At 32.2% G+C, this 25,769-nt stretch carries 31 protein-coding genes and 1 pseudogene; 24 read left to right on the top strand and 8 right to left on the bottom strand.

Annotated elements, in window-relative coordinates; genetic code table 11:
* Window positions 1-183 precede the first annotated feature (183 nt).
* Window positions 184-1,635: a sensor histidine kinase gene (locus AC1Q51_RS05180; protein ID WP_080126416.1), complete on the bottom strand. Its 1,452-nt coding sequence runs from the start codon at window positions 1,633-1,635 to the stop codon at window positions 184-186.
* A 13-nt stretch (window positions 1,636-1,648) separates the two neighbouring features.
* Window positions 1,649-2,314, bottom strand: coding sequence for a response regulator transcription factor (locus AC1Q51_RS05175; RefSeq protein WP_000800746.1), 666 nt, complete (start codon window positions 2,312-2,314; stop codon window positions 1,649-1,651).
* 447 nt (window positions 2,315-2,761) lie between these two features.
* On the opposite strand from AC1Q51_RS05175, the gene AC1Q51_RS05170 reads away from it, so the two are divergent.
* From AC1Q51_RS05170 to AC1Q51_RS05155, 4 genes are all read left to right on the top strand, one after another.
* Window positions 2,762-3,454, top strand: a complete 693-nt coding sequence (locus tag AC1Q51_RS05170) for an HAD family hydrolase (protein ID WP_492331408.1) — start codon at window positions 2,762-2,764, stop codon at window positions 3,452-3,454.
* 156 nt (window positions 3,455-3,610) lie between these two features.
* Entirely contained in the window at window positions 3,611-3,979 is a 369-nt protein-coding gene (locus AC1Q51_RS05165; RefSeq protein WP_090977891.1) for a DUF4180 domain-containing protein, read from the top strand.
* A gap of 108 nt (window positions 3,980-4,087) precedes the next feature.
* Entirely contained in the window at window positions 4,088-4,591 is a 504-nt protein-coding gene (locus AC1Q51_RS05160) for a MepB family protein (RefSeq protein ID WP_142338390.1), read from the top strand.
* 190 nt (window positions 4,592-4,781) lie between these two features.
* Window positions 4,782-5,549: an arylamine N-acetyltransferase family protein gene (locus tag AC1Q51_RS05155; RefSeq protein ID WP_098235432.1), complete on the top strand. Its 768-nt coding sequence runs from the start codon at window positions 4,782-4,784 to the stop codon at window positions 5,547-5,549.
* Between the two features lie 20 nt (window positions 5,550-5,569).
* On the opposite strand, the gene AC1Q51_RS05150 is transcribed toward AC1Q51_RS05155, so the two are convergent.
* Window positions 5,570-5,752, bottom strand: coding sequence for a hypothetical protein (locus AC1Q51_RS05150; RefSeq protein WP_001147158.1), 183 nt, complete (start codon window positions 5,750-5,752; stop codon window positions 5,570-5,572).
* Between the two features lie 143 nt (window positions 5,753-5,895).
* Here AC1Q51_RS05150 and AC1Q51_RS05145 point away from each other — a divergent pair, with 143 nt between their 5' ends.
* From AC1Q51_RS05145 to AC1Q51_RS05130, 4 genes are all read left to right on the top strand, one after another.
* Complete coding sequence (locus tag AC1Q51_RS05145) at window positions 5,896-6,549, top strand: YdeI/OmpD-associated family protein (protein WP_000110846.1); 654 nt, start codon at window positions 5,896-5,898, stop codon at window positions 6,547-6,549.
* Between the two features lie 126 nt (window positions 6,550-6,675).
* Complete coding sequence (locus AC1Q51_RS05140) at window positions 6,676-7,791, top strand: NAD(P)/FAD-dependent oxidoreductase (RefSeq protein WP_000844382.1); 1,116 nt, start codon at window positions 6,676-6,678, stop codon at window positions 7,789-7,791.
* A 216-nt stretch (window positions 7,792-8,007) separates the two neighbouring features.
* Entirely contained in the window at window positions 8,008-8,448 is a 441-nt protein-coding gene (locus AC1Q51_RS05135) for an NUDIX hydrolase (RefSeq protein ID WP_001202588.1), read from the top strand.
* 361 nt (window positions 8,449-8,809) lie between these two features.
* Window positions 8,810-9,469 carry a protein kinase family protein gene (locus AC1Q51_RS05130; RefSeq protein ID WP_097846080.1) on the top strand — a complete coding sequence of 220 codons (660 nt, stop codon included), beginning with the start codon at window positions 8,810-8,812 and terminating at the stop codon, window positions 9,467-9,469.
* Window positions 9,470-9,746: 277 nt separating this feature from the next.
* On the opposite strand, the gene AC1Q51_RS05125 is transcribed toward AC1Q51_RS05130, so the two are convergent.
* Entirely contained in the window at window positions 9,747-10,964 is a 1,218-nt protein-coding gene (locus AC1Q51_RS05125) for a macrolide family glycosyltransferase (protein ID WP_088338180.1), read from the bottom strand.
* Between the two features lie 770 nt (window positions 10,965-11,734).
* Here AC1Q51_RS05125 and AC1Q51_RS05120 point away from each other — a divergent pair.
* A complete protein-coding gene (locus tag AC1Q51_RS05120) occupies window positions 11,735-12,904 on the top strand; it encodes a serine hydrolase domain-containing protein (protein WP_000702510.1) in 1,170 nt (389 codons plus the stop codon).
* 215 nt (window positions 12,905-13,119) lie between these two features.
* On the opposite strand, the gene AC1Q51_RS05115 is transcribed toward AC1Q51_RS05120, so the two are convergent.
* Window positions 13,120-13,299 carry a hypothetical protein gene (locus tag AC1Q51_RS05115; protein ID WP_000026312.1) on the bottom strand — a complete coding sequence of 60 codons (180 nt, stop codon included), beginning with the start codon at window positions 13,297-13,299 and terminating at the stop codon, window positions 13,120-13,122.
* Between the two features lie 91 nt (window positions 13,300-13,390).
* Window positions 13,391-13,648 (bottom strand): hypothetical protein, encoded by a 258-nt coding sequence (locus AC1Q51_RS05110; RefSeq protein WP_000587696.1) that lies wholly within the window; start codon window positions 13,646-13,648, stop codon window positions 13,391-13,393.
* Window positions 13,649-13,783: 135 nt separating this feature from the next.
* Between AC1Q51_RS05110 and AC1Q51_RS05105 the strand changes: the two genes are divergently transcribed.
* From AC1Q51_RS05105 to AC1Q51_RS05090, 4 genes are all read left to right on the top strand, one after another.
* Complete coding sequence (locus AC1Q51_RS05105) at window positions 13,784-15,214, top strand: PQQ-dependent sugar dehydrogenase (RefSeq protein ID WP_090977894.1); 1,431 nt, start codon at window positions 13,784-13,786, stop codon at window positions 15,212-15,214.
* 192 nt (window positions 15,215-15,406) lie between these two features.
* Window positions 15,407-15,979, top strand: coding sequence for a hypothetical protein (locus AC1Q51_RS05100; protein WP_001079228.1), 573 nt, complete (start codon window positions 15,407-15,409; stop codon window positions 15,977-15,979).
* A gap of 32 nt (window positions 15,980-16,011) precedes the next feature.
* Window positions 16,012-16,575 carry a GNAT family N-acetyltransferase gene (locus AC1Q51_RS05095; protein WP_090977896.1) on the top strand — a complete coding sequence of 188 codons (564 nt, stop codon included), beginning with the start codon at window positions 16,012-16,014 and terminating at the stop codon, window positions 16,573-16,575.
* Window positions 16,576-16,652: 77 nt separating this feature from the next.
* Window positions 16,653-17,033 (top strand): nucleotide excision repair endonuclease, encoded by a 381-nt coding sequence (locus tag AC1Q51_RS05090; RefSeq protein WP_001048947.1) that lies wholly within the window; start codon window positions 16,653-16,655, stop codon window positions 17,031-17,033.
* Between the two features lie 57 nt (window positions 17,034-17,090).
* On the opposite strand, the gene AC1Q51_RS05085 is transcribed toward AC1Q51_RS05090, so the two are convergent.
* A complete protein-coding gene (locus AC1Q51_RS05085) occupies window positions 17,091-17,297 on the bottom strand; it encodes a hypothetical protein (protein WP_000265470.1) in 207 nt (68 codons plus the stop codon).
* 132 nt (window positions 17,298-17,429) lie between these two features.
* On the opposite strand from AC1Q51_RS05085, the gene AC1Q51_RS05080 reads away from it, so the two are divergent.
* The 5 genes from AC1Q51_RS05080 to AC1Q51_RS05060 all read left to right on the top strand — a co-directional run bounded on the left by AC1Q51_RS05080 (window position 17,430) and on the right by AC1Q51_RS05060 (window position 21,218).
* The gene (locus tag AC1Q51_RS05080; protein ID WP_470215350.1) at window positions 17,430-18,209 is read left to right on the top strand and encodes an undecaprenyl-diphosphate phosphatase; all 780 of its coding nucleotides are present in this window, start codon (window positions 17,430-17,432) and stop codon (window positions 18,207-18,209) included.
* A gap of 82 nt (window positions 18,210-18,291) precedes the next feature.
* Window positions 18,292-19,611: an FAD-dependent monooxygenase gene (locus tag AC1Q51_RS05075; protein WP_470215349.1), complete on the top strand. Its 1,320-nt coding sequence runs from the start codon at window positions 18,292-18,294 to the stop codon at window positions 19,609-19,611.
* Window positions 19,612-19,677: 66 nt separating this feature from the next.
* Window positions 19,678-20,205 carry a GNAT family N-acetyltransferase gene (locus AC1Q51_RS05070; RefSeq protein WP_078401728.1) on the top strand — a complete coding sequence of 176 codons (528 nt, stop codon included), beginning with the start codon at window positions 19,678-19,680 and terminating at the stop codon, window positions 20,203-20,205.
* A gap of 16 nt (window positions 20,206-20,221) precedes the next feature.
* Window positions 20,222-20,743, top strand: coding sequence for a YfiT family bacillithiol transferase (locus AC1Q51_RS05065; protein WP_000999070.1), 522 nt, complete (start codon window positions 20,222-20,224; stop codon window positions 20,741-20,743).
* A 1-nt stretch (window position 20,744) separates the two neighbouring features.
* Window positions 20,745-21,218, top strand: a complete 474-nt coding sequence (locus tag AC1Q51_RS05060; RefSeq protein WP_088023940.1) for a GNAT family N-acetyltransferase — start codon at window positions 20,745-20,747, stop codon at window positions 21,216-21,218.
* A gap of 120 nt (window positions 21,219-21,338) precedes the next feature.
* Here the strand turns inward: AC1Q51_RS05060 and AC1Q51_RS05055 are convergent, their stop codons facing one another.
* On the bottom strand, window positions 21,339-21,716 hold the full coding sequence (locus AC1Q51_RS05055) for a PH domain-containing protein (RefSeq protein ID WP_000522472.1): 378 nt from the start codon (window positions 21,714-21,716) through the stop codon (window positions 21,339-21,341).
* 179 nt (window positions 21,717-21,895) lie between these two features.
* Here AC1Q51_RS05055 and AC1Q51_RS05050 point away from each other — a divergent pair, with 179 nt between their 5' ends.
* The 6 genes and pseudogenes from AC1Q51_RS05050 (at window position 21,896) to AC1Q51_RS05025 (ending at window position 25,643) form a co-directional block, all read left to right on the top strand.
* A complete protein-coding gene (locus AC1Q51_RS05050) occupies window positions 21,896-22,747 on the top strand; it encodes a patatin-like phospholipase family protein (protein ID WP_029442485.1) in 852 nt (283 codons plus the stop codon).
* Between the two features lie 12 nt (window positions 22,748-22,759).
* Complete coding sequence (locus AC1Q51_RS05045) at window positions 22,760-23,131, top strand: YxiJ-like family protein (protein ID WP_000765936.1); 372 nt, start codon at window positions 22,760-22,762, stop codon at window positions 23,129-23,131.
* Window positions 23,132-23,412: 281 nt separating this feature from the next.
* Window positions 23,413-23,778, top strand: coding sequence for a hypothetical protein (locus AC1Q51_RS05040; RefSeq protein WP_029442483.1), 366 nt, complete (start codon window positions 23,413-23,415; stop codon window positions 23,776-23,778).
* 88 nt (window positions 23,779-23,866) lie between these two features.
* Window positions 23,867-24,260, top strand: a pseudogene (locus tag AC1Q51_RS05035) (hypothetical protein); the annotation flags it as partial.
* An 81-nt stretch (window positions 24,261-24,341) separates the two neighbouring features.
* The gene (locus AC1Q51_RS05030) at window positions 24,342-24,749 is read left to right on the top strand and encodes a DnaJ family domain-containing protein (protein ID WP_001987779.1); all 408 of its coding nucleotides are present in this window, start codon (window positions 24,342-24,344) and stop codon (window positions 24,747-24,749) included.
* Window positions 24,750-24,827: 78 nt separating this feature from the next.
* Window positions 24,828-25,643, top strand: coding sequence for a YwqG family protein (locus tag AC1Q51_RS05025; RefSeq protein ID WP_016512720.1), 816 nt, complete (start codon window positions 24,828-24,830; stop codon window positions 25,641-25,643).
* Window positions 25,644-25,769: the final 126 nt, after the last annotated feature.

The following is a 25,769-nucleotide window of genomic DNA, read 5'->3' as shown; positions in this document are numbered from 1 at the left end:
TTACATATAGCTTATCATAAAAGAATTCCAAATTAATCTGAAAAGTAGAAGATAAATATGTAAATTGAATACAGTTTGTCACTACTTATGATAATCGCCATTTAAGAAGCAGCATTTGTCCATTAAGTGAAAAACCTGTTAATAAGTTTATACTTACTACAAAAACAAACAAACTCGTCCTATTTAAAGGAGAGTTTGTTTGTTTTTGTGTTTAGATAATGGAATGCTCATGCGAAATTGCACACTATGTTCCATATTTTTTATTGAATACTTTATATCTAGCGTTTCAAGAATTTGTTTAACAATATATAACCCCAAACCACTTCCTCCAGTATTTCGATTTCTTGATTTTTCAATTCGATAAAATGGTTTGAAAATTTGTTGTAAATCTTCATCTTTAATATTGACACCTGTATTTATAATTTGCATTTCGATTTGACCTTGTTTCGAATCCTCACTTAACTTTATATAGACTTTTTCATTATGTGGTGAATACATAACCGCATTGTGAATAATATTTTTACATGCTTTTTCTAAAAGAGCACAATCTGTATAAATAGAAAGATCAGAATCAATTTCTTTTATTAATTCGATGCTCTTTTGAGAAGCAAAAAATTCGAGATCTTTTGTGATTGTACCTATTAACTTTGAAGGATTAACTTTCTCTACTTTTAGTTTGAAGGTGTGTTGTTCTAATTTCGATACGCTTAAAATTTCACGAACTAATTGTTCCATACTTTCAATAATTTGATGATTTTTCTTTAAATATTGATCGCGATTTTGATAAGGGCCAATATTGTAAATCATCCCTTCTAAGTAGCCTTTCATTACAGTAAGAGGGGACTTTAATTCATGTGCTACAATCGCAAAAAACTCTCTGCGTTTTGTTTCTATTTCTCTTTCTTTTTCAATATCATTTTTTAATTGTTCATTTGCTTTTTTTAAATCAAACATAGCTTGTTGTAAGTTAATAGACATGTCATTCAAACTATTAGACAATTCTCCTAACTCATCTGTAGAGCGAACCTCAATTTTTTCGGAGAAATCTAAATTTGCCATCTTTTGTGCACCTTCATTAATATAAATAAGTGGCTTTGTAATAAACCTGGAATAAAAATAAGCACTCCCTATACCAATTACGAGTACAATGATACTAATATAGGGGAGAAAGCGTACTAAAACCTGTGAAGCTTCATCAATCGGTTGAAATGTAGCAAAGACTATAAGCGTTAAACTACCATCTTGGAATTGAATTGGTTTCGTAACGTTATATGAATTGCTAAGGGTACTTGCATTCTCGAATCGTGTTGCTTTAGTAACTACTGTTTTTTGCGTACCACTTTGAATAAAAGAAAACGAAGGAGAGTAAATAATTACCCCTTCTTTATTTTGAAGGTAAAGCATCGCATTATTTTTTTTTGCGTATTCATCAAAAAGTGGTATCGCATCTTGAAACGTAAGATTTTTAGACTTATCAATGATTTCGTTTATCCCTGTTTGAAGTTGATCTGTTTTATATTGCTCATAAAATGTAGGGAGAAAGAAGTATAAAGTTAAATAAATCAATACTGCAAAGGATAACAAAATGAGAGATGTAGTCATAAAGAGTTTATAAGTGATTTGCTTCATTTTCATGAGTTTCACAATACTATTCATCAATTTTATAACCAATACCCTTTATTGTTTTAATATAAGGGATAGCTAATTTTTTGCGTAGGTTTTTAATATGTGTATCAATTATTCGTGTTTCTCCAAAATAATCGTACCCCCAAACTTTCTCTACGATATTTTCTCTTGTAAGTACTTTTCTCTCATTTTGAAATAGTAGTTGTAGAATTTCAAACTCTTTTGTCGTTAATATAATTTCAACGTCATTTACATACACTCTATATGCATCCACATCGATACGAACTTCTTTAAATATCAAATGATTATTTACATTTTTATCATAACTTCTTCTAAGTACAGCTTCGACTCGTCTAATCAAAACATGAAATGAAAAGGGTTTTGTTATATAATCATCGATCCCAAGATCGAATCCTTTCATTTGATCTTCCTCTTCTTCCAACGCAGTTAGCATAATAATTGGTACGTTTGACTGACTTCGAATCATTTTAGAAACTTCAAATCCATTAAGATTGGGCATCATGACATCTAGAAGAATTAAATCAAATGATTGCTTATTAAATTGTGTCATACCCTCTAGTCCATCTGAAGCGACTACCACTGTATAATGCTGTGTCATTAAAAATTGTTTAATTAATTCCTGAATTTCTCGATCGTCCTCAACCACGAGGATATGATAATTTTTCATAATATCACCTCTGGTAGTCATTATAGCCGTACAATCTGGAGTTTATGTGGAGATACAGTAGTAAACTTCATAGGACGTTTACTACCAAAAAGTATTATTAGCTATATTCCTTTTTTATGGAGAAATAATTGCTTAAAAAAACTTATCGTATGAATTGATGTACGATTAATATTTACGAAAAACTAATGTATAATAACGTGAATTGTATGTAGTTTCTTAAAATTCTCGAAAATATACTTTTGCTTCTTTACCAAAAGAGGAAAAGGAATTTCAATATAGAAGAAGCTACTGTAATACTAGAGTGTGTGCCAAGAACTATGAATTTCTTTCATCTAGTTTTTATTTAATCGTTAATCACTACATAACAATGTTCTTGCTAAACCAAAAGTTTAAAGGTACAAACTTGGAGAGATTTATATAATGCTAGAAAGGTTGTGAAATGATTTGATGGGTTATAAAGCGATGCTGTTTGATTTAGATGATACATTACTTGATAGGGATAAAGCAGTAGAGTCATTATTTTTAATTGTTTTAGAAAAGTGTTATGAAAATGTAGATAGTGCGGCTAAAAGCAACATGTTACAGAAATTCAAAGAACACGATAAAAGAGAATATGGCATAAGTAATAAAACGACAGTTTTAGAATCATTGTTTGATGAATTCACGCCGAAGTATAGATTGCCACGCAATTACATCCAAGATTTTTGGAATAATAATTTCCCTAGATGTTTTTCAATAGACCAAAATACTATTCATTTCTTAAATCAAATAAAGAAGCACTTTAAAGTTGGAATTATAACAAATGGCTCAACTCAGAGGCAAAAAGCTAAAATATTTAACACGAATTTAAATAAGTATTTTGAAACAATCATTATTTCTGAAGAAGTGGGATTTAGTAAACCTGATAAACGTATATTCGAACTAGCATTAAATAAGCTAAATTTACAGCCGGAAAATACTTTATTTGTTGGAGATGACTTAGAAAAGGATATTGCTGGTCCTCAAAATGCAAATATAAAAGGTGTGTGGTTTAACCCTCAGAAAATCAAGAATACTACCAAAATACAACCATATGCCGAGATTAACACTTTGAATAGTTTGTTAAGTTATGTTACTCCACAATATTTTTATAACAAGTAAAGGCAATTCCATATATATATTCAAAAATATAAAAAAGAGAAACTATCATTAATTTCATTGACCGTATTAGTAATAAAAAAATAGATACGATTTTAATATACGAAGTTTTGTAAAACAATTTTACTCATACTGTGTAAATTATAAAGGGGTGGGACTATGGAAATAAAGAAAGTAGTAATCGATGGAATCAATATTGCGCTCATTAGAAACGATAAGGTATTAATATCGGATGTTCAGTCTGCATTAGATACTATGGCAACAGTTCAATATGAGGTAGATGCGAAACATATTATTATCCATAAATCTTTAATAAGGGAAGATTTCTTTGATCTAAAAACACGGCTTGCGGGCGATATCCTTCAAAAGTTTATAAACTACAAGGTAAAGATTGCTATTGTTGGAGATTTCTCTATGTATACTAGTAAAAGCTTAAAGGATTTTATTTATGAATGTAATAAAGGGAATGACATTTTTTACTTAGCAACTGAACAACAAGCAATTGAAAAACTAAGTACATTAAAGTAATAATTATATTCTGCTAAATTCCCCCATTTCAATTAGTTCATAATTATATACGATATAGAAGAACTGATGTTTGTGGTAAACTAAGAGATGAATAAAGGGGGAGTTTTTTTGAACAATTTTAATAATATAATCCGAAATTTAAATAATATAGTTTACAAACCTAACAACTTAATGATTACGAATCTAAAAGAAGAAAAGCAAAACGCAGAATATGCCGGATGTTTATTCCACTTAAATAACAAAACCATTCGTTTTAGAAAATCAAAAGTTACTCCTAATAAAATTGGGCAATTTGTTTCTTTTTGGGAGAAAGATGAAAATATGCGAAATAGAGCTTTCTCTTATGAAGCTGCTCCTGATTTATTAGTAATCACTTGTATTGCTGATAATAAACTAGGGCAATTTATTTTCCCTAAAGAGATTCTTCTTAAAGAAAAAATATTGAGAACACCAAGTCAAACAGGGAAAATGGCAATGAGAATATATCCTGTTTGGGATACCACTGTTAGCAATCAAGCTAAAAAGAGCCAAACGTGGCAACTTCAATATTTTGTTGATTTAAGTGATATTAATAATTTGCCTATAGATAAACTATTAAATTTATATTCGTAGCTTTTGATTTGCCCCAAAAAGAAGTAATTACAGAAAAGACATTTGTAATGACGCCTTCTATTAATTTACCTCGTGAATCGTAATTTTTGTACCGGTACAGTTAAATGAAATGTACATTGTTACAGTGCCCCTTAAAATTTACAATCAGCATATATTATTTTAACTTATAAATTTTTAAGGGGTGCTAAATATGACAAGTTTACAAGATCAGCTTTTCACAAGATTAAATCTTAAAAAACGTAATGATGTAACGTTTGAAGAATTACCTACCATACTCTTTTCGTTTGCGCATACTATACCATTTGAGAATTTAGATGTTATAGCACGAAATACGAATCAAATCTCTCTGGAAAACTTACGAGAGAAAATTTTAACTAGTTCCCGTGGTGGACTTTGCTACGAATTAAACACTCTTTTTTACTATTTTTTAAGAGACTGTGGCTATGATGTACAACTGGCATTAGGTACGGTTTATAAAAACGATATAAATGCATGGGCACTTGAGGATGGCCATATAACAATTATTTTAACTTATAATAATGTACAGTATTTAATTGATGTAGGTATAGCTTCGTTAGTACCTCTTGTTCCTGTACCTTTTACTGGTGAATCTGTTTCTTCAAAAAATGGTTCGTACCGAGTGAGACAAAAAGCTACGAGTAGAGGAAATTATGTTTTAGAAAGAAAAGATGCTGCTGGAGAATGGAAAGTTTGTCATGCTTTTTATAAACATATTATTGATGAGATAGTAGTAAATGATGTTCAAAGAAGAGTGATAGAAGATGAGAAGTCTATTTTTAATAAGGGACCAATTGCAGTAAAGTTGACGAACTCTGGCCATATTTCATTAACGAATACAAGTTTAACCGAAATTATTCATGGGGAAAAAACTAAGCGTGAAATTACAGAAGATCAATATAAAGAGTTTTTATATACTTTATTTGCTATTAAGTTATGAATAATAAAGATAGCCGGTTCTTATTCAGAAGCGGCTATCTTTATTATTTTTGGTGTAAATGGTTTTCTTCTAATATGTTTCGGAAACTGCGGTATAGTTAATGTTTTTAATGTTTCCTCAGCTTCTTCATATGTATGAAAAATTGGTTCTTTTCCATCATCCCCTTGTAAAACTAGCCCTTCATCTCGGATTACATATGGCATAAAACCACCCCATCTAGTAAAGAATTGTGTTCTTTTGCAGCAGAATAATATGATTTAAAGTTTGATTTTCTTAATACATATAATACACTAGAACAGTACGAAAAAGTATGTACAATGAATTTTGAATGTAAAGGAAGATTATTATGTCAGTTATTGATAAATTGAAACTTAATAAGTATACAAATATGGTCGTTATTAACGAACCAAGTGATTATGACATTTTTACAGGTAAAGAAACTGCATTCTCAAAAGAACACGATGCTATCTTTATATTTGTAGAAACGCTTGATGAAATGGTGAAACAAACGAATTTTATTATTAGTAATGAAGAATTACTAATTGAAAAAGGTTACGTATTCTTCGCATATCCGAAAAAAGGTAATGCTCGTTATAGTACGTTTATTCACCGTGATGAGATGTTTCCGGCATTAAACGTTGGAGAAGATGGTTATGTGGGAGAAAGCGATATTAAATTTGCACGAATGGTAAGTATGGATGAAGTCTTTACTGTTGTTGGTTTAAAACGTGAAAAGAAAAAAACAACAAAAACATCTGCTATGAGTCAATGTGTTGCCGATTATGCAGATCGAATTAAAGATGTTGAAGCATTATTAACAAATCACCCGAATGAACTTAAGTTTTATCAAAGTTTAACGCCTGGATATCAGAAAGATTGGGCACGTAATCTTTTTTCTGTAAAACAAGAAAAAACACGTGAAAAACGTCTAGAGAAAATGATAGAAATCCTTTCACAAGGCTATAAAACAATTGAATTATTCCGTAAGAAGAAAAAATAATGATTAAGAAAGTCACAATGCTGCAACAATTAATTGTGATGAGTGCATTGAAAAAAGCATTCCTTCCATTATACTAAGGAATGTTCTTATATTTATATAATTAGCAAAAGAGAAAAGGTGTTTGAAATGAAATCGTATATTGTAGTTGGATCTGGAATTTTAGGAGCGTCTACTGCTTATCATCTTGCTAAGGCAGGTGCGAATGTTACTATCGTGGATCGCCAACAATTAGGGCAAGCAACTGATGCAGGAGCAGGTATTGTATGTCCATGGCTATCACAGCGTCGTAATAAAGCATGGTATAAAATCGTTAAAGGCGGTGCACGTTACTATTCTTCGTTAATTCAGCAATTAGAAGAAGACGGTGAAACTGACACAGGATATAATCGTGTAGGTGCAATTAGTTTACATACTGACGAGAAAAAGTTAGATCAAATGGAAGAGCGAGCTTATAAACGACGTGAAGATGCCCCAGAGATTGGTGAAATAACTCGCTTATCAGCTGAAGAAACAAAAAAATTATTCCCAGCATTATCAGACGAATATAGTTCTGTTCATATTAGTGGTGCTGCACGAGTGAATGGAAGATTATTACGCAATGCATTAATAAGTGCTGCGAAAAAACATGGTGCAACTTTTATAAAAGGCGATGCCATATTAGTCCGTGAAGGAAATCATATTACTGGAGTTACAGTAAACGATGAAACAATTTTAGCAGAAAAGGTTATTGTAACTGCAGGCGCATGGGCGAATGAAATCTTGAACCCATTAGGAATTAATTTCTTAGTTACATTCCAAAAAGGACAAATTGTTCATCTGCAAATTGAAAATACAGCAACAGAAAATATGCCAGTTGTTATGCCACCGAACGATCAATATATTTTAACGTTTGACAATGGTCATGTCGTAATTGGTGCAACACATGAGAATGATACTGGTTTCGATCATCGTGTAACAGCAGGTGGTTTACATGAAGTATTCCATAAGGCATTAGCAGTTGCACCTGGCTTAGAAAATGCTACAATGCTTGAAACGAGAGTTGGATTCAGACCATTCACACCAGGATTCTTACCTGTTATCGGGCCACTACCTAACTTTGAAGGAATTCTCGTTGCGAATGGATTAGGGGCTTCGGGTTTAACAGCTGGTCCATACTTAGGAGCGGAACTTGCCAAACTAGCGCTCGGACAACCGATTGAATTAGATTTAAATGATTATGACGTTGCTGGCGCAATTGAATAATATGGAGTACTGCTAACATTTATGAAAAACCATGCTAAACAAATTCGACAGAGAATAAGTAGTTTTTCCTCTGTTAAGAGTAAGCCTGTTTATGAAAAATAAAATTATTTAAAAATAGAGGGCCGACATTATAAACCTGCATTAATAATGTAGAATTGTGATGTCGGCTCTTTATTCATATTGCTTTAAAACTTATTTTCGAGAGGAGGTTAAGTAATGAGAGCGCCATATCAAGTATTGATATTTCCTTATATAAAAACTGCCGATTCTATTCAATATGCCATTTTTAACCGAAGTGATTATGGTTATTGGCAAGGAATAGCTGGTGGCGGAGAAGACGGTGAGATTCCTATTGAATCAGCAAAACGGGAAGCATTTGAAGAGGCTGGTATTACAAGAGAATGTCCATATATACAATTAGATTCTGTGTCTTCACTATCAGTAGAAGATGTAGTTGGAGGATTCCTTTGGGGAGAAGAGGTTTATGTAATAAAAGAATTTTCTTTTGGAGTTAAAGTCCCTACAAAAAACATATCATTATCTAAAGAACACTTCAATTATAAATGGTTATGCTTTGAGGAAGCAGTAACGTTTTTGAAATGGGATAGCAACAAAACAGCATTGTGGGAATTAAACAAAAGACTATTAAAACAATAAAAGTTTTAGCTAACAAAGATGGAACCATTAACAAACCTTTGCTACACTTCTAAACAATGTTTTAGATTATAAAATAGAGTAATATAGATTTTGTATAGGTAATTTACTAAGAGAACTTGTACTAAGAAAAGCCCTATACAGTTGACTCTGAAAAAATGAAAATAGTTAGAAATATTTTTATATCGTACGGTTTTTGGCTATGAATAACGGAATAAATATTAAGTATTCAACAGTTTAAATAAAATGAGTTAGCTTTTTATTTTAAGAAGAAAGATGACTCGTTTTATGCTAAAATTCGCTTAGTGTATATTTTCGTTAAAATGTGGGTGGGCCCCCTTTTAGCAAAACCGGAGTGGAAATGATGAGTATAAATAGTTTTGTGGGATTGATAAAGGACGAATTATTAAAAGAGGTAAGTATAAGAAGTGAGGATGAATTCGAGCCTGTAGTAGTTAAAGATATTCCTAGACTTTGGAAGTGTTTAGGAACAGGTAATTATGCCGCAGTATTCATGCACAAAGAATACAAAGATTGGGTAGTGAAAGTTTACGTGCGAGAAGGAGAAGGAATTGAAAAAGAGTCAGAAGTATACCGAAGAATTGGAGATCATCCTTCTTATTCAAAGCTTATATATAAAGGAGAAAATTTCATAGTATTGAAACGTTTAAAAGAAATTACCTTATACGATGCTATTCATAAGGGAATTAAAATTCCTAAGCAAGTAATACTTGATATTAATGAGGCTTTAGAGTATGCGAGGGAACAAGGGTTAACTCCTTGTGATGTTCACGGGAAAAATGTGATGATGGAAAAAGGAAGGGGATATGTAGTCGATGTATCTGATTTCTTAAAAACAAAAGAAGATAGTAAGTGGAGAGACCTAGAAAAGGCATATTTCACCTTTTATTTTCCTTTCATTTATAAATTGCCTTTCCCCGTTAAAATACCGTATTTTATGTTAAACATTGTTAGACGTTCGTACAGAAAATATAAGAAGCTTAAAAAGAAATTCAAATTATAAAAGGACCACATATGTTCCCAAAAACGAGTTGAATTCACATAAATTACTGTAGAAAAATTTAAATTTTTGTTTAGGGGCTACTTCAAGACCTTAGCTTGCTGGGTATGTGGTGCTACCCCATTACTATCAACTTAAGAATTGATAGTAATGGGGTATTTAATTTCTTATCTTGATGAGTATGGGATACTGCCAGCATTTCTTCTATCTTCTATATTCTTGTTGTAGGGTGTTATAAAATTCTTAAGTTAATAGGCCTTGAGTGGCATACATAGCAGAATTAACGAGTAAATGTAATAATCTCATCAACAGCTTTGATATAACCACCTGCCTCACGGAATGATTGACTAATTTTTTTGGCATTCTCTTTGTAAATCGAATGCTGCAACACTTCATTAACGGCATGTTTTAAATCCTCGGCCGATAATTGCTGGATATTTAACATAAATCCTGCGCCAAGTTCGTATACTCGCTCAGCAATCGTATGCTGATCATTTATAAATGGGAGCATAACTAGAGGTACTTCAAAATAAAGTGATTCACTTGTGCTATTCATTCCACAATGACTAATAAATACATCCGCTTGACGCAGTATATCTAATTGTGGAAGATAGTTACCAACAATAAAATTATCAGGTATATCTCCTAGCTGCTCCACTGTTAATTGTTTGCCTATACTAAGTACTACTTTCGCATTGAGATCTTTTAAACCGACGAAACATTTTTGATAGAATTCAGGCTGATTATTAATTATGGTTCCCATAGAAATATAAATCACACGTTCTCCTTTTAATTCATCAACCGAAAAATCATTTAGAGTTTCATTTTCAGCAATGGAAGGACCGATAAAAATATAGCCATCCTTAAAATCCTTGCTGTTTCTTTGGAAATAGCGAGAAGTAAAGACAATATTCAAATCGCCTGAACCCGGACAAAGTAAAAAATTATCAGATAGGGATACTTCATATTTTCCTTCTAAATATTGTTTCCTTTTTGCTATTTCTTCTAATTGCAAAAATGCTTGTAGCATGGCTAAACGTTCCTGTTTTTGTTCTATGTTTCTTGTTCCTGTCAGGTTCATATTTTCTTTTAGTTCTTGTGAAAAAGCAAACGTGGTCCAAGTTGCAATAGATGCTAAACCTCTATGGTGAGCAACCCATTTTCCAGGTAAAGACTGTGCATCATAGAGGATGTAATCGTATGTTTCTTTGGAGATTTCTTCAAAAATGGCATCAGTAATTCTTTCCATAGCATGAAGGAAGTGTAATAAGTACTCTTGAGGATGGGAAGTCATAAGATTCATAGTTTCCGAAAGCTCTCTTTGTGCCTCTTGATTGATGGGACGGAATTGCGCACCTGCTTTTTTGATTTTTTCTTCAAAATCATTTGATGAATAATAGACAATGTTGTCTCCACGTTGTACTAAATCCTGTACTAATCCTAATGTTGGATTTAAGTGTCCTTCTCCACCTATATTGATGTAAAGTGCTTTTTTCATCTTTATCCCCTCCAGTAAATTTGATATCGTTAAATGTAAAATATAAACGATTTTTTATTTTGTTTGAATTATAACAAACGAAGTGAATAAATGTCTATTTTTACTTTTGAATATTCTTAATTTTTAGAGGGTATTTTATTTAGATAACTTGCTGGATATGGCGAGACCCCACATCCAGCAAGTTAAGAAAAAGAAACACCCCAAAAAACAAAAAAATGAGATGACTTCTCAAAGTAACTAACTGTAGAGAAAGAAAAATTTCATTTAGTGGGTACTTCAAAACCTTAGCTTAATTGCGATGGGTTCACCATATCAAAACAAGAAAATTGTGCGTATAGACATATTTTTCAACCGCTTCCTGTACGTTAAGGGAATCGTTATTTTTTTACAGTTTTTTTATTATGAAATTCAAAATAACTAATTATAATAGGTGAAAAAATAATCAATAGTTGGGTTACGGAAAGGATTCGAATTTACATTCTTTCTCAATACATATTATGGATAAATAAAGTAAAATATGGGTTAGGGTTATGTCTCATGTTGTGTTAATACTAACAATAACTAAGGGTACATAATATGCTTTCATACCTTTGAATAATTTTGTTATAGGAGGGATGGAGATTTAAATGGCTCAAATTGTTGGTATTGATAAATACCTTTGTACTAGGGCTTTAATCTATATGCATGAGGGTCTTTCGCTAAGTCTTGTCAGGAAGTAAGGAACAGTAAGCAAACACTTATACAATATGAATAGAGGAGAGGAATGCCTTATGAAAATACGTAGTCAAATTACATGTGCAAGTCTGGCCCTTTTAATAGCTGGAAGTTCCCTGTTATATACAACACCAACCTCAATTGTAAAAGCAGAGCCCACTCAAAATGTATCTAGTTCGTTACAAACAAATACGCAACGAGATCGTACTTCCGTCAAGCAAGCAATGCGGGATACATTGCAACTTGGATACCCGGGGATACTTGCTAAAACTTCTGAGGGTGGAAAAACGTGGGGGTATGCCGCTGGAATAGCGGATCTGAGAACCAAGAAACCAATGAAAACAGATTTTCGCTTTCGCATTGGGAGTGTGACGAAGACGTTCACCGCAACAGTTGTACTTCAATTAGTTGGAGAGAATCGCCTGAAGCTAGACGACTACATCGAAGACTGGTTGCCTGGTGTCATTCAAGGAAATGGATATGATGGTAACAAGATTACTATCCGGGAGATATTGAACCATACAAGTGGTATCGCTGAATACTCAAGGTCAAAAGACGTTGATTTTACGGATACAAAAAAATCGTATACGGCTGAAGAGTTAGTGAAGATTGGGATCTCTCTTCCCCCAGACTTTGCTCCAGGAAAGGGCTGGTCTTATTCAAACACAGGATACGTATTACTGGGTATCCTTATTGAAAAAGTAACTGGAAACAGCTATGCGGAAGAGGTTGAAAATCGAATTATTGAACCACTTGAATTGTCGAATACATTCCTACCAGGCAACTCAAGTGTTATTCCAGGCACTAACCATGCCCGTGGGTATGTCCAACCAGACGGAGCAAGTGAGCTAAAAGACGTTACTTATTATAACCCAAGTGCAGCTAGCTCTGCTGGAGATATGATTTCTACGGCTGAAGACTTAAACAAATTCTTCTCTTACTTGCTCGGTGGCAAATTACTGAAAGAACAGCAACTAAAACAAATGCTTACTACAGTTCCTACAGGAAAAGAAGGAATCGATGGATATGGTCTTGGAATCTATGAAACTAAGCTTCCAAGCGGTGTCTCGATATGGGGACACACAGGTGGCATTCTAGGGTTTACTACTCTTGTTGGAGGTAAACTTGGAGGCAAGCATACGTTGGTCGTCAATTGGAATAGTTTGGGTAGAATTGGCAGTCCTAATCCTTTTAAAAAAATTTTACTTGCTGAATTTAGCAAGTAGGAAAAAAGGAGAAATTTATCGTAATTTTCATAGTTAAAAATATACTTTTCTGGTTCAAAAGCCCCAACTTATTTTCAAGAAAAATTTGGGGCTTTTTTTGTTTTGGTGGCATTTATTCTTAAGTTGATGGATGTGTGGTGCTACTCCAAAATAAAAAGATTAGGAGTGAATCCTAATCTTTTTATTTATACATATTTTTGTTATGAATATCACTATCAATTCCAAAACGGGATATTTTGAATAAAAGAAACCGTTAAAATAAGTGTTGATACGGAACCAGCAGTTACTAAAGTTACTATTTTTCGTCCATTCTGTTCTTTTGAAGGTTTTATAAGTTCTGTAATTAACACAATCCATATTATGATAGAGATTATTGAAATAATATTTATAGACATATGTAACACATCCCTTCTTGTTTTCACATAAATATTTCTTCTTTTATAAAATAAAAGCAATTTAACAAGAAAATATGTAACGCATTACAAATCAATATTTTCCTGTTAAACCACCTTTTTTAAATAGAAATACGACTGATAAAACGATAACAACAGCCTTCAAACTTCCCCAATATGGATAAATAGCATGATCTGTTAGACTAGCATATTGAAAAATATTCTCTAAACCGAAAATTCCTATCATGACTGCTAAAATGAATGAAGCTGATCCATACGTCCCGTTATGATAGAGGGTAAATAAATAGACTGCGAAAATTAGTGGTAAGATGATTTGTAGTACGATTATCATAGTTCGTCCCCCATATTATTTATAATTATATTATATACAAAATTGTAATAAAAAGGAATACGACTTATTTGATACTAACAGAACTACTCTAATCATATTCTTATATAAAAAGAAGAAAAAGGGGTGTACAGTTAATTGACAAAAGTTAAAGTTAGTTTACGACCCATTGTTCATAATATAAATTTACCAACCGTATTGAAAACAACAATACTTCCAGGCGAATCGACCGAAAGACTATTTATCGCAACCCAATTAGGAGAGATTTTTTACATAGGGAATGGAGTTATAAAGATATTTTTAGATATTCGTCACCTAATTATTAAATTAGGTACATTTGAAGAAGGTGTTTCTAGTAGCGGTTATGATGAACGCGGATTGCTAGGACTTGCGTTCCATCCACAATTTTATCAAAACAGGTTATTTTATCTACATTATTCAGTAGCCGGAACTCAAGGGCCAGGTGCACTTTCTGAACAATTTAAACCTAATCCTTGTGACCCTAAAACATTAAATTTAAAGTGGGTTAATAGAAATACGCAATATGATCACATTGATACTGTGGAAGAATGGACTTTACAACCTAATGGTCAAGCTCAAAAGCGACGAACATTACTGAATGTAAGAAGACCATTTTTTAATCATAACGGAGTCAATAGTTTAAACTTTTCACCTGAGACTGGAAAACTTGTTTTTACAAATGGAGATGGCGGATCAGGTTATGATCCATTTAACTTAAGCCAAGATAATTTAGAAATAGCAGGTAAAATAATTGAAATCGATGTAAGTAAAAATACATTTATAAATAACCCTCCTGTAGTTACACGCTTCGATGAACTTCCTTTATCTATACAAGAAACACTTACAGTAATTGCAAAAGGAGTACGTAATATAACTGGCATTTCATTTCAAAGGTTTTATAATCAATATATCAAATACGCCGGAAATGTCGGACAAGATATTGTAGAGTCTATTTTTTCATTTGTTCAATATAAACCTATACCGGTTACAGAACTTGTTCAAATGCATTTTATGAGTCTCACTCCCAATCAAGATGGGTTTATCAATTTTGGTTGGAGAGGATGGGAAGGGGATTTACCTACTTCTTTTATACGGCATTGTTCCGAAAATCAGACTTTGGATGAAAGAACAATGACTTATTATGATGAAACAATACAAACTTCAGCGAGGCGTATTCTGCCTCTACTTAGTTATTTTCATCAAGATTCCAGACCCGATAAGTTTGGAGGAACTTCCCTTACAGGAGTTCAGCCATATATGGGAAATGCAATTCCAAATTTAACAGGTAGCGTAGTGTTTACTGACCTTGCTAAGAAAGAAGATTTTCGACCGCCAGTTAAAGGTGTTTTAGCCTATACTAGAGCAGGTACAGACGGTAAACATGCTGACTTTCATGCTATTGAAACCAATTATGATTTTGGTACGCAAGCAGCTTATTATATGAGTTTAGGAACAAATTTGAATCAAACTAAATTATATTTAGGAGTTTACGGTTCTATGAAAGTAACTGATTTTAATAAAGGTACCATTTTTGAAATTATCCCTTAATACGATACAAATTATCAGTCTAAAAATATAATATAAGGAATTCATTCTGTTCCCAAAACGCACGACTTAACTTATCCCCCTAAAAATCTTCAATGTATGAGCATCTATTAACTTGCAGAAAGTAACTCATAAACCGTATGTGTACGAATAATATAGAAAGTAATGAATGAGGTGTCTTTAGGGGGGATTTTAATGAATCGGTTTGTACGTTATTGGTATCAACTGATGATAGAGCATGATATAAGCTTTGTTCATAAAAGAAAATTGTCCCTTGCGAATAAGTTAGTACTTACAGCTTTGATGAGTGCATTAGCCACCATGTTTCAAGCAGCGGGTAACTTAGTTCCTGGTATAGGTTTGCTCATTAGTCCATTTTCGACATTACCGATTTTTTTTGCTATTTTCTATTCTATTCGTGAGGGAATACTTTCTTATATTCTTACTATTTTTCTATTATTTATTATTGAGCCAAGTGAACTAATTATCTTTCCTTTTACTACAGGCTTATTAGGTCTAGCCTTAGGACTAGCCTTTTTAAAATTTAAGAGGAGAATTTGGATTGTTTCCTTTTCTGCGACTTGTCTACTTATAGGGATTATGATCGTTCTCGATGTTTTCCGTTTTCCGGTACTTGGTCCTACTGTTCATACAACTATGGACATAAAAATTATTTTATTAATATTTATACTGAGCTTTCTATATTGCTGGATTTATGCAGGTTTTTGCAGAATAATGATGAATAGATTATGTAAAGTGTTGTATTGACAATGGCATAATGAAGATTGGAGAATGTATTCATGACTAACGTTGCAGTTAGAAGACCGAATTTGAATGATGTAGATGAACTATATTTATTTTTCCGTATCGTTATTACGAATACATACAAAAATGAAGGATTATCACAACTATTGGATGACATAGAAAATGAAATTAACATGAAAAAGCAATATTTGAAAACAGATTTTGATAGTAATGGAGAAAAACGTTACTTTTTATTAGCAATTGATACAAATAACAATAAAATCATTGGAACAATTGAAGTTGGTCCAGCAAGTACATTGATTAATAGTTGTACAGGTGGTGTACTTAAGGATTTGTATGAAATAGGAACTGTATTTATACTTCCAGATTATCAAAGAAAGGGTATCGGGAGTTTACTGCTACATACAATGTTTCTTACGTTACTTAGCAGAGGAATAACAGAATTCTGTTTAGATAGTGGATACAGAAAAGCGCAAAGTATATGGACAAAGAAGTTTGGAGAGCCTAGTTATGTACTGAAAGATTATTGGGGAGAATCAAGTGATCATATGATTTGGAAGAAGAGTTTACATGATACACCTATAATATTTGAATTATAAAATGAAATATACCTATGAACGTAGCTTTTCTTACATATGTATGCTATTATTTATCTTTATAATAAAAGAGGACGTGAATGAACTTGATTAAAATTAGTATCCCTGAAGTTGATGTTACAATTACTGAACGTAAACAAGTTATTAAAGGAGACGAGCCAATCATTACTCCAATTAATGGATTTATTGATTTCCACTTGTTCCCTAGAGATAAAGGCGGCATTTTTATGTTTTACAATATTAATGACGAACTACTTTTCGTAGGTAAAGCTCGTAAAATTAGACAACGTATTAAGAAGCATTTTGAAGATAATGTTTCACCAATTAAAAATCACCGTGATGAAGTATACCGCATTGATGCATGTATCGTAGAAGATCCAACAGAAAGAGAAATTTACGAAACATATATCATTAATGAATACAAAGCGAAATATAACGTTGATAAAGTATTCTACAAATAATCAACATTAATAAAAAACAATCCTAGCTAATATGCCAGGATTGTTTTTTATTTAGATTTATTCTTCATATCTTTCTCCTTTTTTCAAATGATTAGCCACAATAAAACAGAATATCCCTATAAATATAAGTACAATACCAAGCGTTTTATGTTTTCCCTCAAAGAAAGGAATATCTGAAATAACATTTGTCATACATAGTCCTAAAAATACAAGGATAGGGCCCATCCAAAGTAATACATTACCGAATTTTGTGTGCTTCCACATAATAACCCTCCTTAATTCTCTTTACATATATATCCATAAAAGAAAAGTAAATTCATAGAGAAATATAGTTTTTTTCATATCGAAAATTTAACCCTCATATATTGGTACAAGCAAAAGAGAAAGGAGACCATCATGAATTTGTTAGAAGCTTTCATATTAGGTATAATTCAAGGTTTAACAGAATTTTTACCAATCAGTAGTACCGGACATCTTTATTTAGGAAGGCATTTATTTCAATTAGATGAAGCAGGCTTATTTTTAGATACGATGTTGCATATTGGGACTTTACTTGCAGTGTTTATTTATTACAAAAAAGAATTTATATATTTAATTAAAAACCCATTTTCAAAGCTCATGTTATTACTTATTGTTGGGACGATACCTGCAGTTGTTATTGGTTTATTGTTTAAAGACTTCTTTGAAGATATTTCAAAAACAGGAATCACGATCGGTTGGGAGTTTTTAGTGACTGGATTCTTTCTCTACATGGCAGATAAACAAAAAAATGGTCGTAAAAAAATGGATGACATAACATATAAAGACGCACTAATTATCGGGTCATTTCAAGCGGCTGCTATTTTTCCAGCCATTTCTCGTTCTGGAATGACAATTGTCGCTGCATTATGGAGAAAATTAGACCGTGAAACTGCTGCTTACTTTTCTTTTTTACTGTCGACACCAGCTATTGTTGGAGCTATCATTTTGCAATTTGCAGACGTTTTTCAAGGGAAAGCAGAATCTATTTCTAGTACATCTTTAATTGTCGGAACGTTATCAGCAGCGTTTTTTGGATACATAGCCGTTTCATGGATGATTCAATATTTAAAACGCCACTCCTTAAAAGTATTCGCGTATTACGTATGGGGATTAGGTATTTTAATTTTAACGTTGCAATTTACTGATGTATTTTAAGTATAATGATAAAGAAGTTAATTAGTTTAAGATCCTGTTTCATTCATACAAGGCAGGATCTCTTTTTATTAAGGGGGAAAATATGTTTAATAAGGCTATCGTTATTGGTGGAAGTATGGCAGGAAAGTTTGCAGCAAAAGCATTATCAACTTTTTTTAAAGAAGTAATCATTTTAGAAGTCGGTGAAAAATGGGATGGAAAAGCTTCAAGAAAAAGAGTTCCACAAAGTAATCATCCTCACGTGTTATTAAAAGGTGGAGAAAAAGCAATTGAAGAATTGTTTCCTACTATTACGAATGAATTAATAGAAGCGGGTAGTATTATAAACAACTTTACACGTGATTTAAAATGGCATCAATTCGGTCTATGGAAACAACCGTTCATAGGGGAAGTACATATGATTCAACAAAGTCGTCCTTTACTAGAATGGCATATTCAAAAACGAATACATCAGATTTCAAATATTACTATTAAATATGAAACATTGGTTAAAGGGTTATTGGTAGATGCAAAGCTTAACAAAGTGTGTGGAGTAAAAGTTAAATATTTAGAGACAGACATACAAGAAGAAGTTCATGCAGACCTTGTAGTTGATGCGAGTGGATTTGGCTCAAAAAGTATAGAGTGGTTACGAGAATATGAAATTGAAGTACAAGAAGAGAAAGTTCGTATTGATTTATTTTACGCAACGAAAATGTTCAAACTTAAAGAAAATGAGAAATTAGACTGTTGCAATGTGCTAATGTCTCCGAGTTTCCCTGATAACCCTTATGGCGTTCTTATTCAAACGATAGAAGATAATCGTTATTTTGTTACTTTCAGTGGATACGCAAACGAGAAAGCACCACAAACAGATGATGAGTTTTATGATTTTGCTGAAAACCTATCAATTTCTAATGTTACAGACTTCCTAAACAAGGCTGAGGGAATTACTGATATAAAGACATACAAAATTCCCTATCAAGTACGCCGGCGATTTGATTTAGTGAATAATGTACCAGAAGGCTTATTAGTTGTTGGAGATGCGCAATGTCGTTTTGATCCCGTTTTCGGCCAAGGCGTATCAGTTGCTGCTATGGAGGCTCACCAGTTGCAATTACTTCTGCAAGGTAGAAAACAACTTGATAAAACATTTACACAACAATTTTATAAAAAGGCAGCTAATATAATAGAAACCCCATGGGATATGACAACAACGGAAATATCACGTCATCCGCAACTAAAGAGAGAATTAACTACAAAACAAAAATTTCAGCTATGGTATACGAAACAAATATATCGACTATCCGCAAGTAATTCTGATGTTTATATTCGGTTAGTACGAGTGATGAATTTAATTCGTAGTCCATTTCATCTTTTTCATCCGAAAGTGCTACTATCTGTATTACTTAATCGAAAGTAATAGCAGGAATATAATTGATTAAAAAAGAATGTATAACAGTTAGTAAATCTAGAAGGAGAATACGGGATGAAAATATACATAGAGCAACTAAAGAAACAAGATGCTAAGGATTTATTTACGTTTGAACTTACGAATAAATCTTTTTTTGAAACAATGGTGCCAAATCGTGGCTCAAAATATTTTGAATTTGAATATTTCCAAAAACTACTAGACGATTTATTAATAGAACAAGCAGATGGAGATTCTTATTTTTATTTAATTCGTAATGAAGAAAAAGAAATTGTAGGGCGAATTAATTTAGTAGATATAGATACGGAAACTCAAATTAGTTCGCTAGGGTATCGGGTCGGAGAAAAATTTACTAAAAAAGGAGTTGCTACAGCAGCCGTAAAATTAATTTTAGATGTAGCGAAAAATAATGAAATTACTGAAGTTCATGCTAAAACAACTACTAATAATCTCGCATCACAAATTGTACTAGAAAAAAGCGGATTTTCTTCTTATCAAAACGAATCAGATACAACTTCTGTAGAATTAAATGGAGAACATGTGAAGTTTGTACACTATATTTGGAGAAATACTTCACGCTTATAATAAGGAGGACTTATTCATGAATGATTTACGTTATCCAATTGGCCAATTTACATACAAACGTCCTATAACTGAAGAAATGATTGATACATGGATTCAAGAAATTGAAGATTTACCAAATGAACTAACAAAGGCAATTAAAGATTTAGATCAGAAGCAGTTAGATACACCATATCGCGTTGGAGGTTGGACTGTACGTCAAGTAGTTCATCACGTCGTTGATAGTCATATGAATAGCTACATACGCTTTAAATTAGCACTGACAGAAAAGAATCCCACTATTAAGCCGTATAAAGAAGAGAAGTGGGCAGAGTTACCCGATTCAAAATTACCGGTAGATGTTTCACTAGTAATGCTAGATTCATTACATAAAAGATGGGTTAACCTTTTATATTCTCTAGAAATTGAAGATTTAGAAAAGACATTTAACCATCCTGAAACTGGTGAAACAAAACTTGCTGTTGCAATAGGACTATACGCATGGCATGGTCGTCATCATACCGCTCATATTACCTCGTTAAGAAAGCGACTTAATTGGTAACATGGAGATTACATTAGAGAAGGCGACAGAAAGTGATGCAGAAGTTATATTTCAAATGCAAATAGACTCATTTAGCCCTTTATTACATAAATATAAAGACTATGAAACAAATCCAGCAAATGAAACTATCGAAAAAACTATTTGTAGAATAAATCATGTAGACGGTGGCTTCTATAAAATAATAGTGGCAATGAATCTTGTTGGAGCGATATGCATTTCACCAAAAGAAACACCCTCTAAATTTTGGATCAGTCCAATGTTTATTCACCCGAGTTATCAAGGAAAAGGAATTGCCCAAAAGGTACTTACATTAATTGAGGAAATGTTTCCTGAAGCAACGAGCTGGGAACTTGCTACTATTTTAGAAGAAGAGAAAAATTGCTTTTTATACGAAAAGATGGGTTATAAAAGAACAGAAGTTATAAAGAAATTAAATGATGAAACTACACTTATTTATTACAAAAAAGAAAGGTAAAGCATATAAAATACGCTTTACCTTTTTATGTTATTTTAGATTAAATATACAAAAATAATGTATGTTCTTCCAAAATACTCGGGTTAGTAATTTTAAAAATGAATAAAAATACAAAAAACACTACTTAGTCGTAAAGGTTACTAACGCTTTTTGAATGCTTAAAATACTATCGTCACCTTTAAATTCTTTCGTAATTGGATCCTCCATACTAGACACCCAAATTTTAAGTTCTGCATCTAAATCAAAATGCCCAGCCGTTTCGATGCTATATTGTGTAATACTTTTATAAGGAATAGAATGGTATTCTGTTTTTTTGCCAGTTACTCCTTGTTTATCTACTAAAATAAGACGACGATTTGTAAATACGATTAGATCACGAATTAATTTATAAGCATGCTCTACTTTTTCATCGTCTAGCATAATCTTCTCTAAATCACGTTCTACACTTTCAGAACTCGTATTTGATGCATTTCCTAAAATACCGCTAAATAAACCCATATTAAATTCCTCCTTTAATATATGTGGAATGAATTACTTATATTGTAACATGTTACTCACAAAGATATTATGACATTACTTTAGTAGTTTCTGGTTATTGTTGTAATTAGTTTATATAACCTCATCTTAAAATCTTATGCTAATATGAAATTAAGAAAAAAGAAGCAGAGGGATATAGCATGAAGAATATAGGTTTAGTATTAGAAGGCGGAGGAATGAAAGGTTTATATACTGCAGGTGTACTCGAATATTTCATGGAAAAGAACTTATTCTTTCCGTATGTAGTCGGCGTATCAGCAGGAGCCTGTATGGGAGCAACTTATTTATCACGTCAAAAAGGGAGAAATAAGAAAGTAAATACAGAGCTAGTAGCAGATCACCGTTATATATCTTATCGAAATTTGATTCGAAAACGCGAATTATTCGGAATGGATTTTTTATTTGATGAAGTACCTAATAAAATTGTACCATTTGATTTTCAAACTTTCTTAAAATGTAATGAACAGTTTGTCATAGGGACGACTGATTGCGAATCAGGACAAGCCATTTATTATAATAAAGCAGAACACGGAAATGATATTTTAAAAATCATTCGCGCCTCAAGCTCTGTACCGTTTATAGCACCTGCTGTAGAATATAATAATCGAAAATTATTAGATGGAGGGATTATAGACCCTATACCAGTTTTGAAAGCCCAAAAGGATGGTTATGAAAAGAACGTTGTCATTATGACAAAGCCAGAAGGATATGAGAAGCAGCGAAATAAATTTTCAGGCCTGGCTAAAATTTTATATAGAAAATATCCGAAAATCGCAGAGAATTTAGTAAACCATTATCGTTTTTATAATGAGACGATATCTTATATGAATCGAGAAGAACAAAAAGATAATTTTTATGTAATTCAACCAAGTGTACAGCTTCCTATAAGCGGAATAGAAAGAAATAAGGAAAAGCTCGTTAACCTATATAATCTTGGGTATATCGATGCTCAATATCATTATGAAAACTTATTAAATTGGATAGAGAAATAAAGGGGTGGAAAGTTGAAGTTAGGAAAACGAATTATTTTTAAGGAATTGCAGAAAATGCATAGTCCACTTCATAAACCGTTTCCTTATCGTGCTACAGCAAAATTGCAGCGAGATTTAAAAAGTAAATTTACCGAAGATGACTGTATAAACGCTGATTTTAATCATTATTGGATGCATACAGCGGCTACTTTAAATTCTGTACTAAATGGAAACGAACAGAACATTACGTTTCAACAAATAAAGTGGTTAAGAAAATCGTTTTTCGAGTGGTTTCCGCAATATCGTTTTCTAGAAACAGAAATTGTGAATTATCCCATTTTGTATAGAGATTTCATAAGTTATGAGAAGACCAGAAAGCTATTACTTTATTACCTTACTGAATAAAAGCGAAAACGTACAGGTTACATTACTTGTACGTTTTTTTGTTCATAAAACATTCAATATTAACAACTAGTTTATATAGGAATTCTAATGAGAAGAAAGAAGTACATATAATAGAATGATGCAGGGGAGGAGAGAGGAATAGCTGTTTTACTTTAAGTTATTGTCCAACTCGAATACAGTTAGTTATTTATGTTAAAATATTTCGAGTGAAATCAAGCTTTTAAGGATTTCATTAAACATTAAACAAAACAAGTTAGCAACATAGAAGGGATAACATTAACATGAAAAACGTATCAAATATAGATAAAGTAGAATCAATAAAATCTTTACAGTCAACAATTAGTAAACTTGAAAATGCCTTATCACAGATGACTCAAAAAGGATCAAATACTACTTTAGTGAAAAAAAGACTCAAAGCAGCTAGTATCGGCTTAGCTATGTTAGAAAGTGTTTGGAAGCAAGAAACTCATCATTATACTCAGGAAGATTTAGCAGAAGCTCGTAATGTTCTAATTGGTTTGCTTCCATCAATTGAAAAGATTTACGTTAAGTCAAAGCTTGGGAGTCCTCAAAGAACGCTTTTAGAAAGAAGAATAAAATCGTTGGAACTTTCTATTCAAGCAATAGACAATTATTCTAGTAAATAACTCATTTAAAGAGTCTTATTACAAAAGTGTAGCAAGGCTCTTATATCATTCTATCAAAATTAAATAACCTTACTGCCACATTGCAGCAAGGGCAAAACATCTTGATCTACCTCATAATTATTCTCAAACTTCACATCTTCAAGAACATTTCATTGTCTTTAATAAAAATCCATGCATTAAGTAATCTTCAATCGCAAAAACACTCAATTATTTAATTTACGAAAATGGAATACCGCCATGTATTGCTGTAGATCATGTTAATCAGCTAGAAGAACTAACTTTTGAAAACGATATTCCTTGGATTGAAAATCAAATTTCATCTATAAATTCTATTGCAACTCAACTTCACTTTTATATGGTAGCAGGACAACTTGAAAACAAACCTCTTTTAACGGCCAATAACCACTTGTATAGAGCTTTAAAAGATAAAGGGTACAAAAACCACTTATGAAGAGTTTCGAGACGGTCATGATAGCGTGTGAGGGTGAAAAAAGTTGTTAGATGGATTGAAAGCTTTGAAATAGATAAAAACCACACTATAAAATAAAAAGGAGAGAAAATCTATGAATCAAGAAGAACTAGATAAAAAACTAAAAAAACAAGAGATTTTAGTAAAAGATGAGAAAGTTTGGTCCTATACGTATGAGGATCATATTAGTTCTATCGTTAAACAAGCAGAACAAAAAGGAGCTTTTGATAATTTACCTGGTAAAGGGAAACCTCTTAATCTTGATAAAGATCTTTCTTACAATCCTGAAAAGCAACTTTATAGAACTTTAGCAAATAATCATGTTTTACCTAGGTGGATTGAGCTTTCAAAAGAAATTGATGATTTAAAAGAAAAACTAAAAGAAAATACAAATACTGCAGAAGCAGCGGACTTAATTCGAACTATTAATAAAAAGGTTTTAGAACATAATTTACTTTGTCCACCAAGCGCGCAAAAAATGAGGGTGAAAATGGATTTTTAACGATTTTCAATTAAGCTATCGCTTGCTATATAATTAAGTTAGGCATTTTCAATTCATTACTAAAGGGAGGCAAATGTAGTGAAGAATACGTATCAACTTCAAATTCCGAAAGAACTAGAACAGTATCGTAGTATTTTAGAAGAAAGTGTGAAACCGTATGTTAAAGTGTCTGGAACGCAAGCAGAGACAACGCTTTTTGAAAGTAAGTTTGGTGGATATCCGTATTTACCTATAGATCAAGAGCATCCTAAAGACTCAAACGGACAACCTATGATGCTACTTGCGCAGTTAAACCTTGAAGAAATACCAAACATTGAACATATGCCTCAACATGGAATGTTACAGTTTTTCATAAGTGCTGAAGAAGATCTTTTTGGAGCAGATTTTGATCATCCCACAAGCCAAAAAGACTTTCGAATTGTTTATCATTCTACAATCACAGCGGATTTAACTAAGGTGATTACTGATTTTAGTTATTTAAACACTTTAGATTTAGAGAATTTTATCATACCCGAAGCAGCAAAACTAAAGTTTGAGTTGGCATATCAACCAGTAACACCAAGAGATTATCGATTTGAAATGATTTTAAGTGATAACATTGATTGGGAAGAAATTGTTGATGAAGAAAATAATACAGAATTAGGCGAACTGTATGATGATTTATGTAAAGATCAAGGACATAAAATTGGTGGATATCCATTTTTCACACAGACAGATCCGAGAGAATGGGAAGAAAAATACCAGCAACATGACATATTATTGCTGCAAATCGATACAGACGATTCATTAAATATTATGTGGGGCGATTCTGGGGTTGCTAATTTCTTTATACGTAAGGAAGATTTGTTAAATCTAGATTTTTCCAATGTCATTTACAATTGGGATTGTTACTAGAAGATATAAATAAAATAATAGCAAACAAAAAATCTTCCTGAAGGTGAGGAGGATTTTTTTATGTTAAAAATAAGCGTTATGTTAACTAGAATAAAAAACAATGATTGTAATGAAAGTCAAGTCTAA

It is taken from the genome of Bacillus sp. MT94 (genome assembly GCF_058792475.1).
The sequence above is the reverse complement of the archived record's forward strand: the minus strand, read 5'-3'. Positions and strand labels throughout refer to the sequence as shown.

Excerpts from the sequence above, each read along its gene's own strand:
- AC1Q51_RS05180 (WP_080126416.1), bottom strand. The coding sequence starts at position 1,635 with ATGAAAATGAAGCAAATCACTTATAAACTCTTTATGACTACATCTCTC.
- AC1Q51_RS05175 (WP_000800746.1), bottom strand. The coding sequence starts at position 2,314 with ATGAAAAATTATCATATCCTCGTGGTTGAGGACGATCGAGAAATTCAG.
- AC1Q51_RS05170 (WP_492331408.1), top strand. The coding sequence starts at position 2,762 with ATGGGTTATAAAGCGATGCTGTTTGATTTAGATGATACATTACTTGAT.
- AC1Q51_RS05165 (WP_090977891.1), top strand. The coding sequence starts at position 3,611 with ATGGAAATAAAGAAAGTAGTAATCGATGGAATCAATATTGCGCTCATT.
- AC1Q51_RS05155 (WP_098235432.1), top strand. The coding sequence starts at position 4,782 with ATGACAAGTTTACAAGATCAGCTTTTCACAAGATTAAATCTTAAAAAA.
- AC1Q51_RS05150 (WP_001147158.1), bottom strand. The coding sequence starts at position 5,752 with ATGCCATATGTAATCCGAGATGAAGGGCTAGTTTTACAAGGGGATGAT.
- AC1Q51_RS05145 (WP_000110846.1), top strand. The coding sequence starts at position 5,896 with ATGTCAGTTATTGATAAATTGAAACTTAATAAGTATACAAATATGGTC.
- AC1Q51_RS05140 (WP_000844382.1), top strand. The coding sequence starts at position 6,676 with ATGAAATCGTATATTGTAGTTGGATCTGGAATTTTAGGAGCGTCTACT.
- AC1Q51_RS05135 (WP_001202588.1), top strand. The coding sequence starts at position 8,008 with ATGAGAGCGCCATATCAAGTATTGATATTTCCTTATATAAAAACTGCC.
- AC1Q51_RS05130 (WP_097846080.1), top strand. The coding sequence starts at position 8,810 with ATGAGTATAAATAGTTTTGTGGGATTGATAAAGGACGAATTATTAAAA.
- AC1Q51_RS05125 (WP_088338180.1), bottom strand. The coding sequence starts at position 10,964 with ATGAAAAAAGCACTTTACATCAATATAGGTGGAGAAGGACACTTAAAT.
- AC1Q51_RS05120 (WP_000702510.1), top strand. The coding sequence starts at position 11,735 with ATGAAAATACGTAGTCAAATTACATGTGCAAGTCTGGCCCTTTTAATA.
- AC1Q51_RS05115 (WP_000026312.1), bottom strand. The coding sequence starts at position 13,299 with ATGTCTATAAATATTATTTCAATAATCTCTATCATAATATGGATTGTG.
- AC1Q51_RS05110 (WP_000587696.1), bottom strand. The coding sequence starts at position 13,648 with ATGATAATCGTACTACAAATCATCTTACCACTAATTTTCGCAGTCTAT.
- AC1Q51_RS05100 (WP_001079228.1), top strand. The coding sequence starts at position 15,407 with ATGAATCGGTTTGTACGTTATTGGTATCAACTGATGATAGAGCATGAT.
- AC1Q51_RS05095 (WP_090977896.1), top strand. The coding sequence starts at position 16,012 with ATGACTAACGTTGCAGTTAGAAGACCGAATTTGAATGATGTAGATGAA.
- AC1Q51_RS05090 (WP_001048947.1), top strand. The coding sequence starts at position 16,653 with ATGAACTTGATTAAAATTAGTATCCCTGAAGTTGATGTTACAATTACT.
- AC1Q51_RS05085 (WP_000265470.1), bottom strand. The coding sequence starts at position 17,297 with ATGTGGAAGCACACAAAATTCGGTAATGTATTACTTTGGATGGGCCCT.
- AC1Q51_RS05080 (WP_470215350.1), top strand. The coding sequence starts at position 17,430 with ATGAATTTGTTAGAAGCTTTCATATTAGGTATAATTCAAGGTTTAACA.
- AC1Q51_RS05075 (WP_470215349.1), top strand. The coding sequence starts at position 18,292 with ATGTTTAATAAGGCTATCGTTATTGGTGGAAGTATGGCAGGAAAGTTT.
- AC1Q51_RS05070 (WP_078401728.1), top strand. The coding sequence starts at position 19,678 with ATGAAAATATACATAGAGCAACTAAAGAAACAAGATGCTAAGGATTTA.
- AC1Q51_RS05065 (WP_000999070.1), top strand. The coding sequence starts at position 20,222 with ATGAATGATTTACGTTATCCAATTGGCCAATTTACATACAAACGTCCT.
- AC1Q51_RS05060 (WP_088023940.1), top strand. The coding sequence starts at position 20,745 with ATGGAGATTACATTAGAGAAGGCGACAGAAAGTGATGCAGAAGTTATA.
- AC1Q51_RS05055 (WP_000522472.1), bottom strand. The coding sequence starts at position 21,716 with ATGGGTTTATTTAGCGGTATTTTAGGAAATGCATCAAATACGAGTTCT.
- AC1Q51_RS05050 (WP_029442485.1), top strand. The coding sequence starts at position 21,896 with ATGAAGAATATAGGTTTAGTATTAGAAGGCGGAGGAATGAAAGGTTTA.
- AC1Q51_RS05040 (WP_029442483.1), top strand. The coding sequence starts at position 23,413 with ATGAAAAACGTATCAAATATAGATAAAGTAGAATCAATAAAATCTTTA.
- AC1Q51_RS05030 (WP_001987779.1), top strand. The coding sequence starts at position 24,342 with ATGAATCAAGAAGAACTAGATAAAAAACTAAAAAAACAAGAGATTTTA.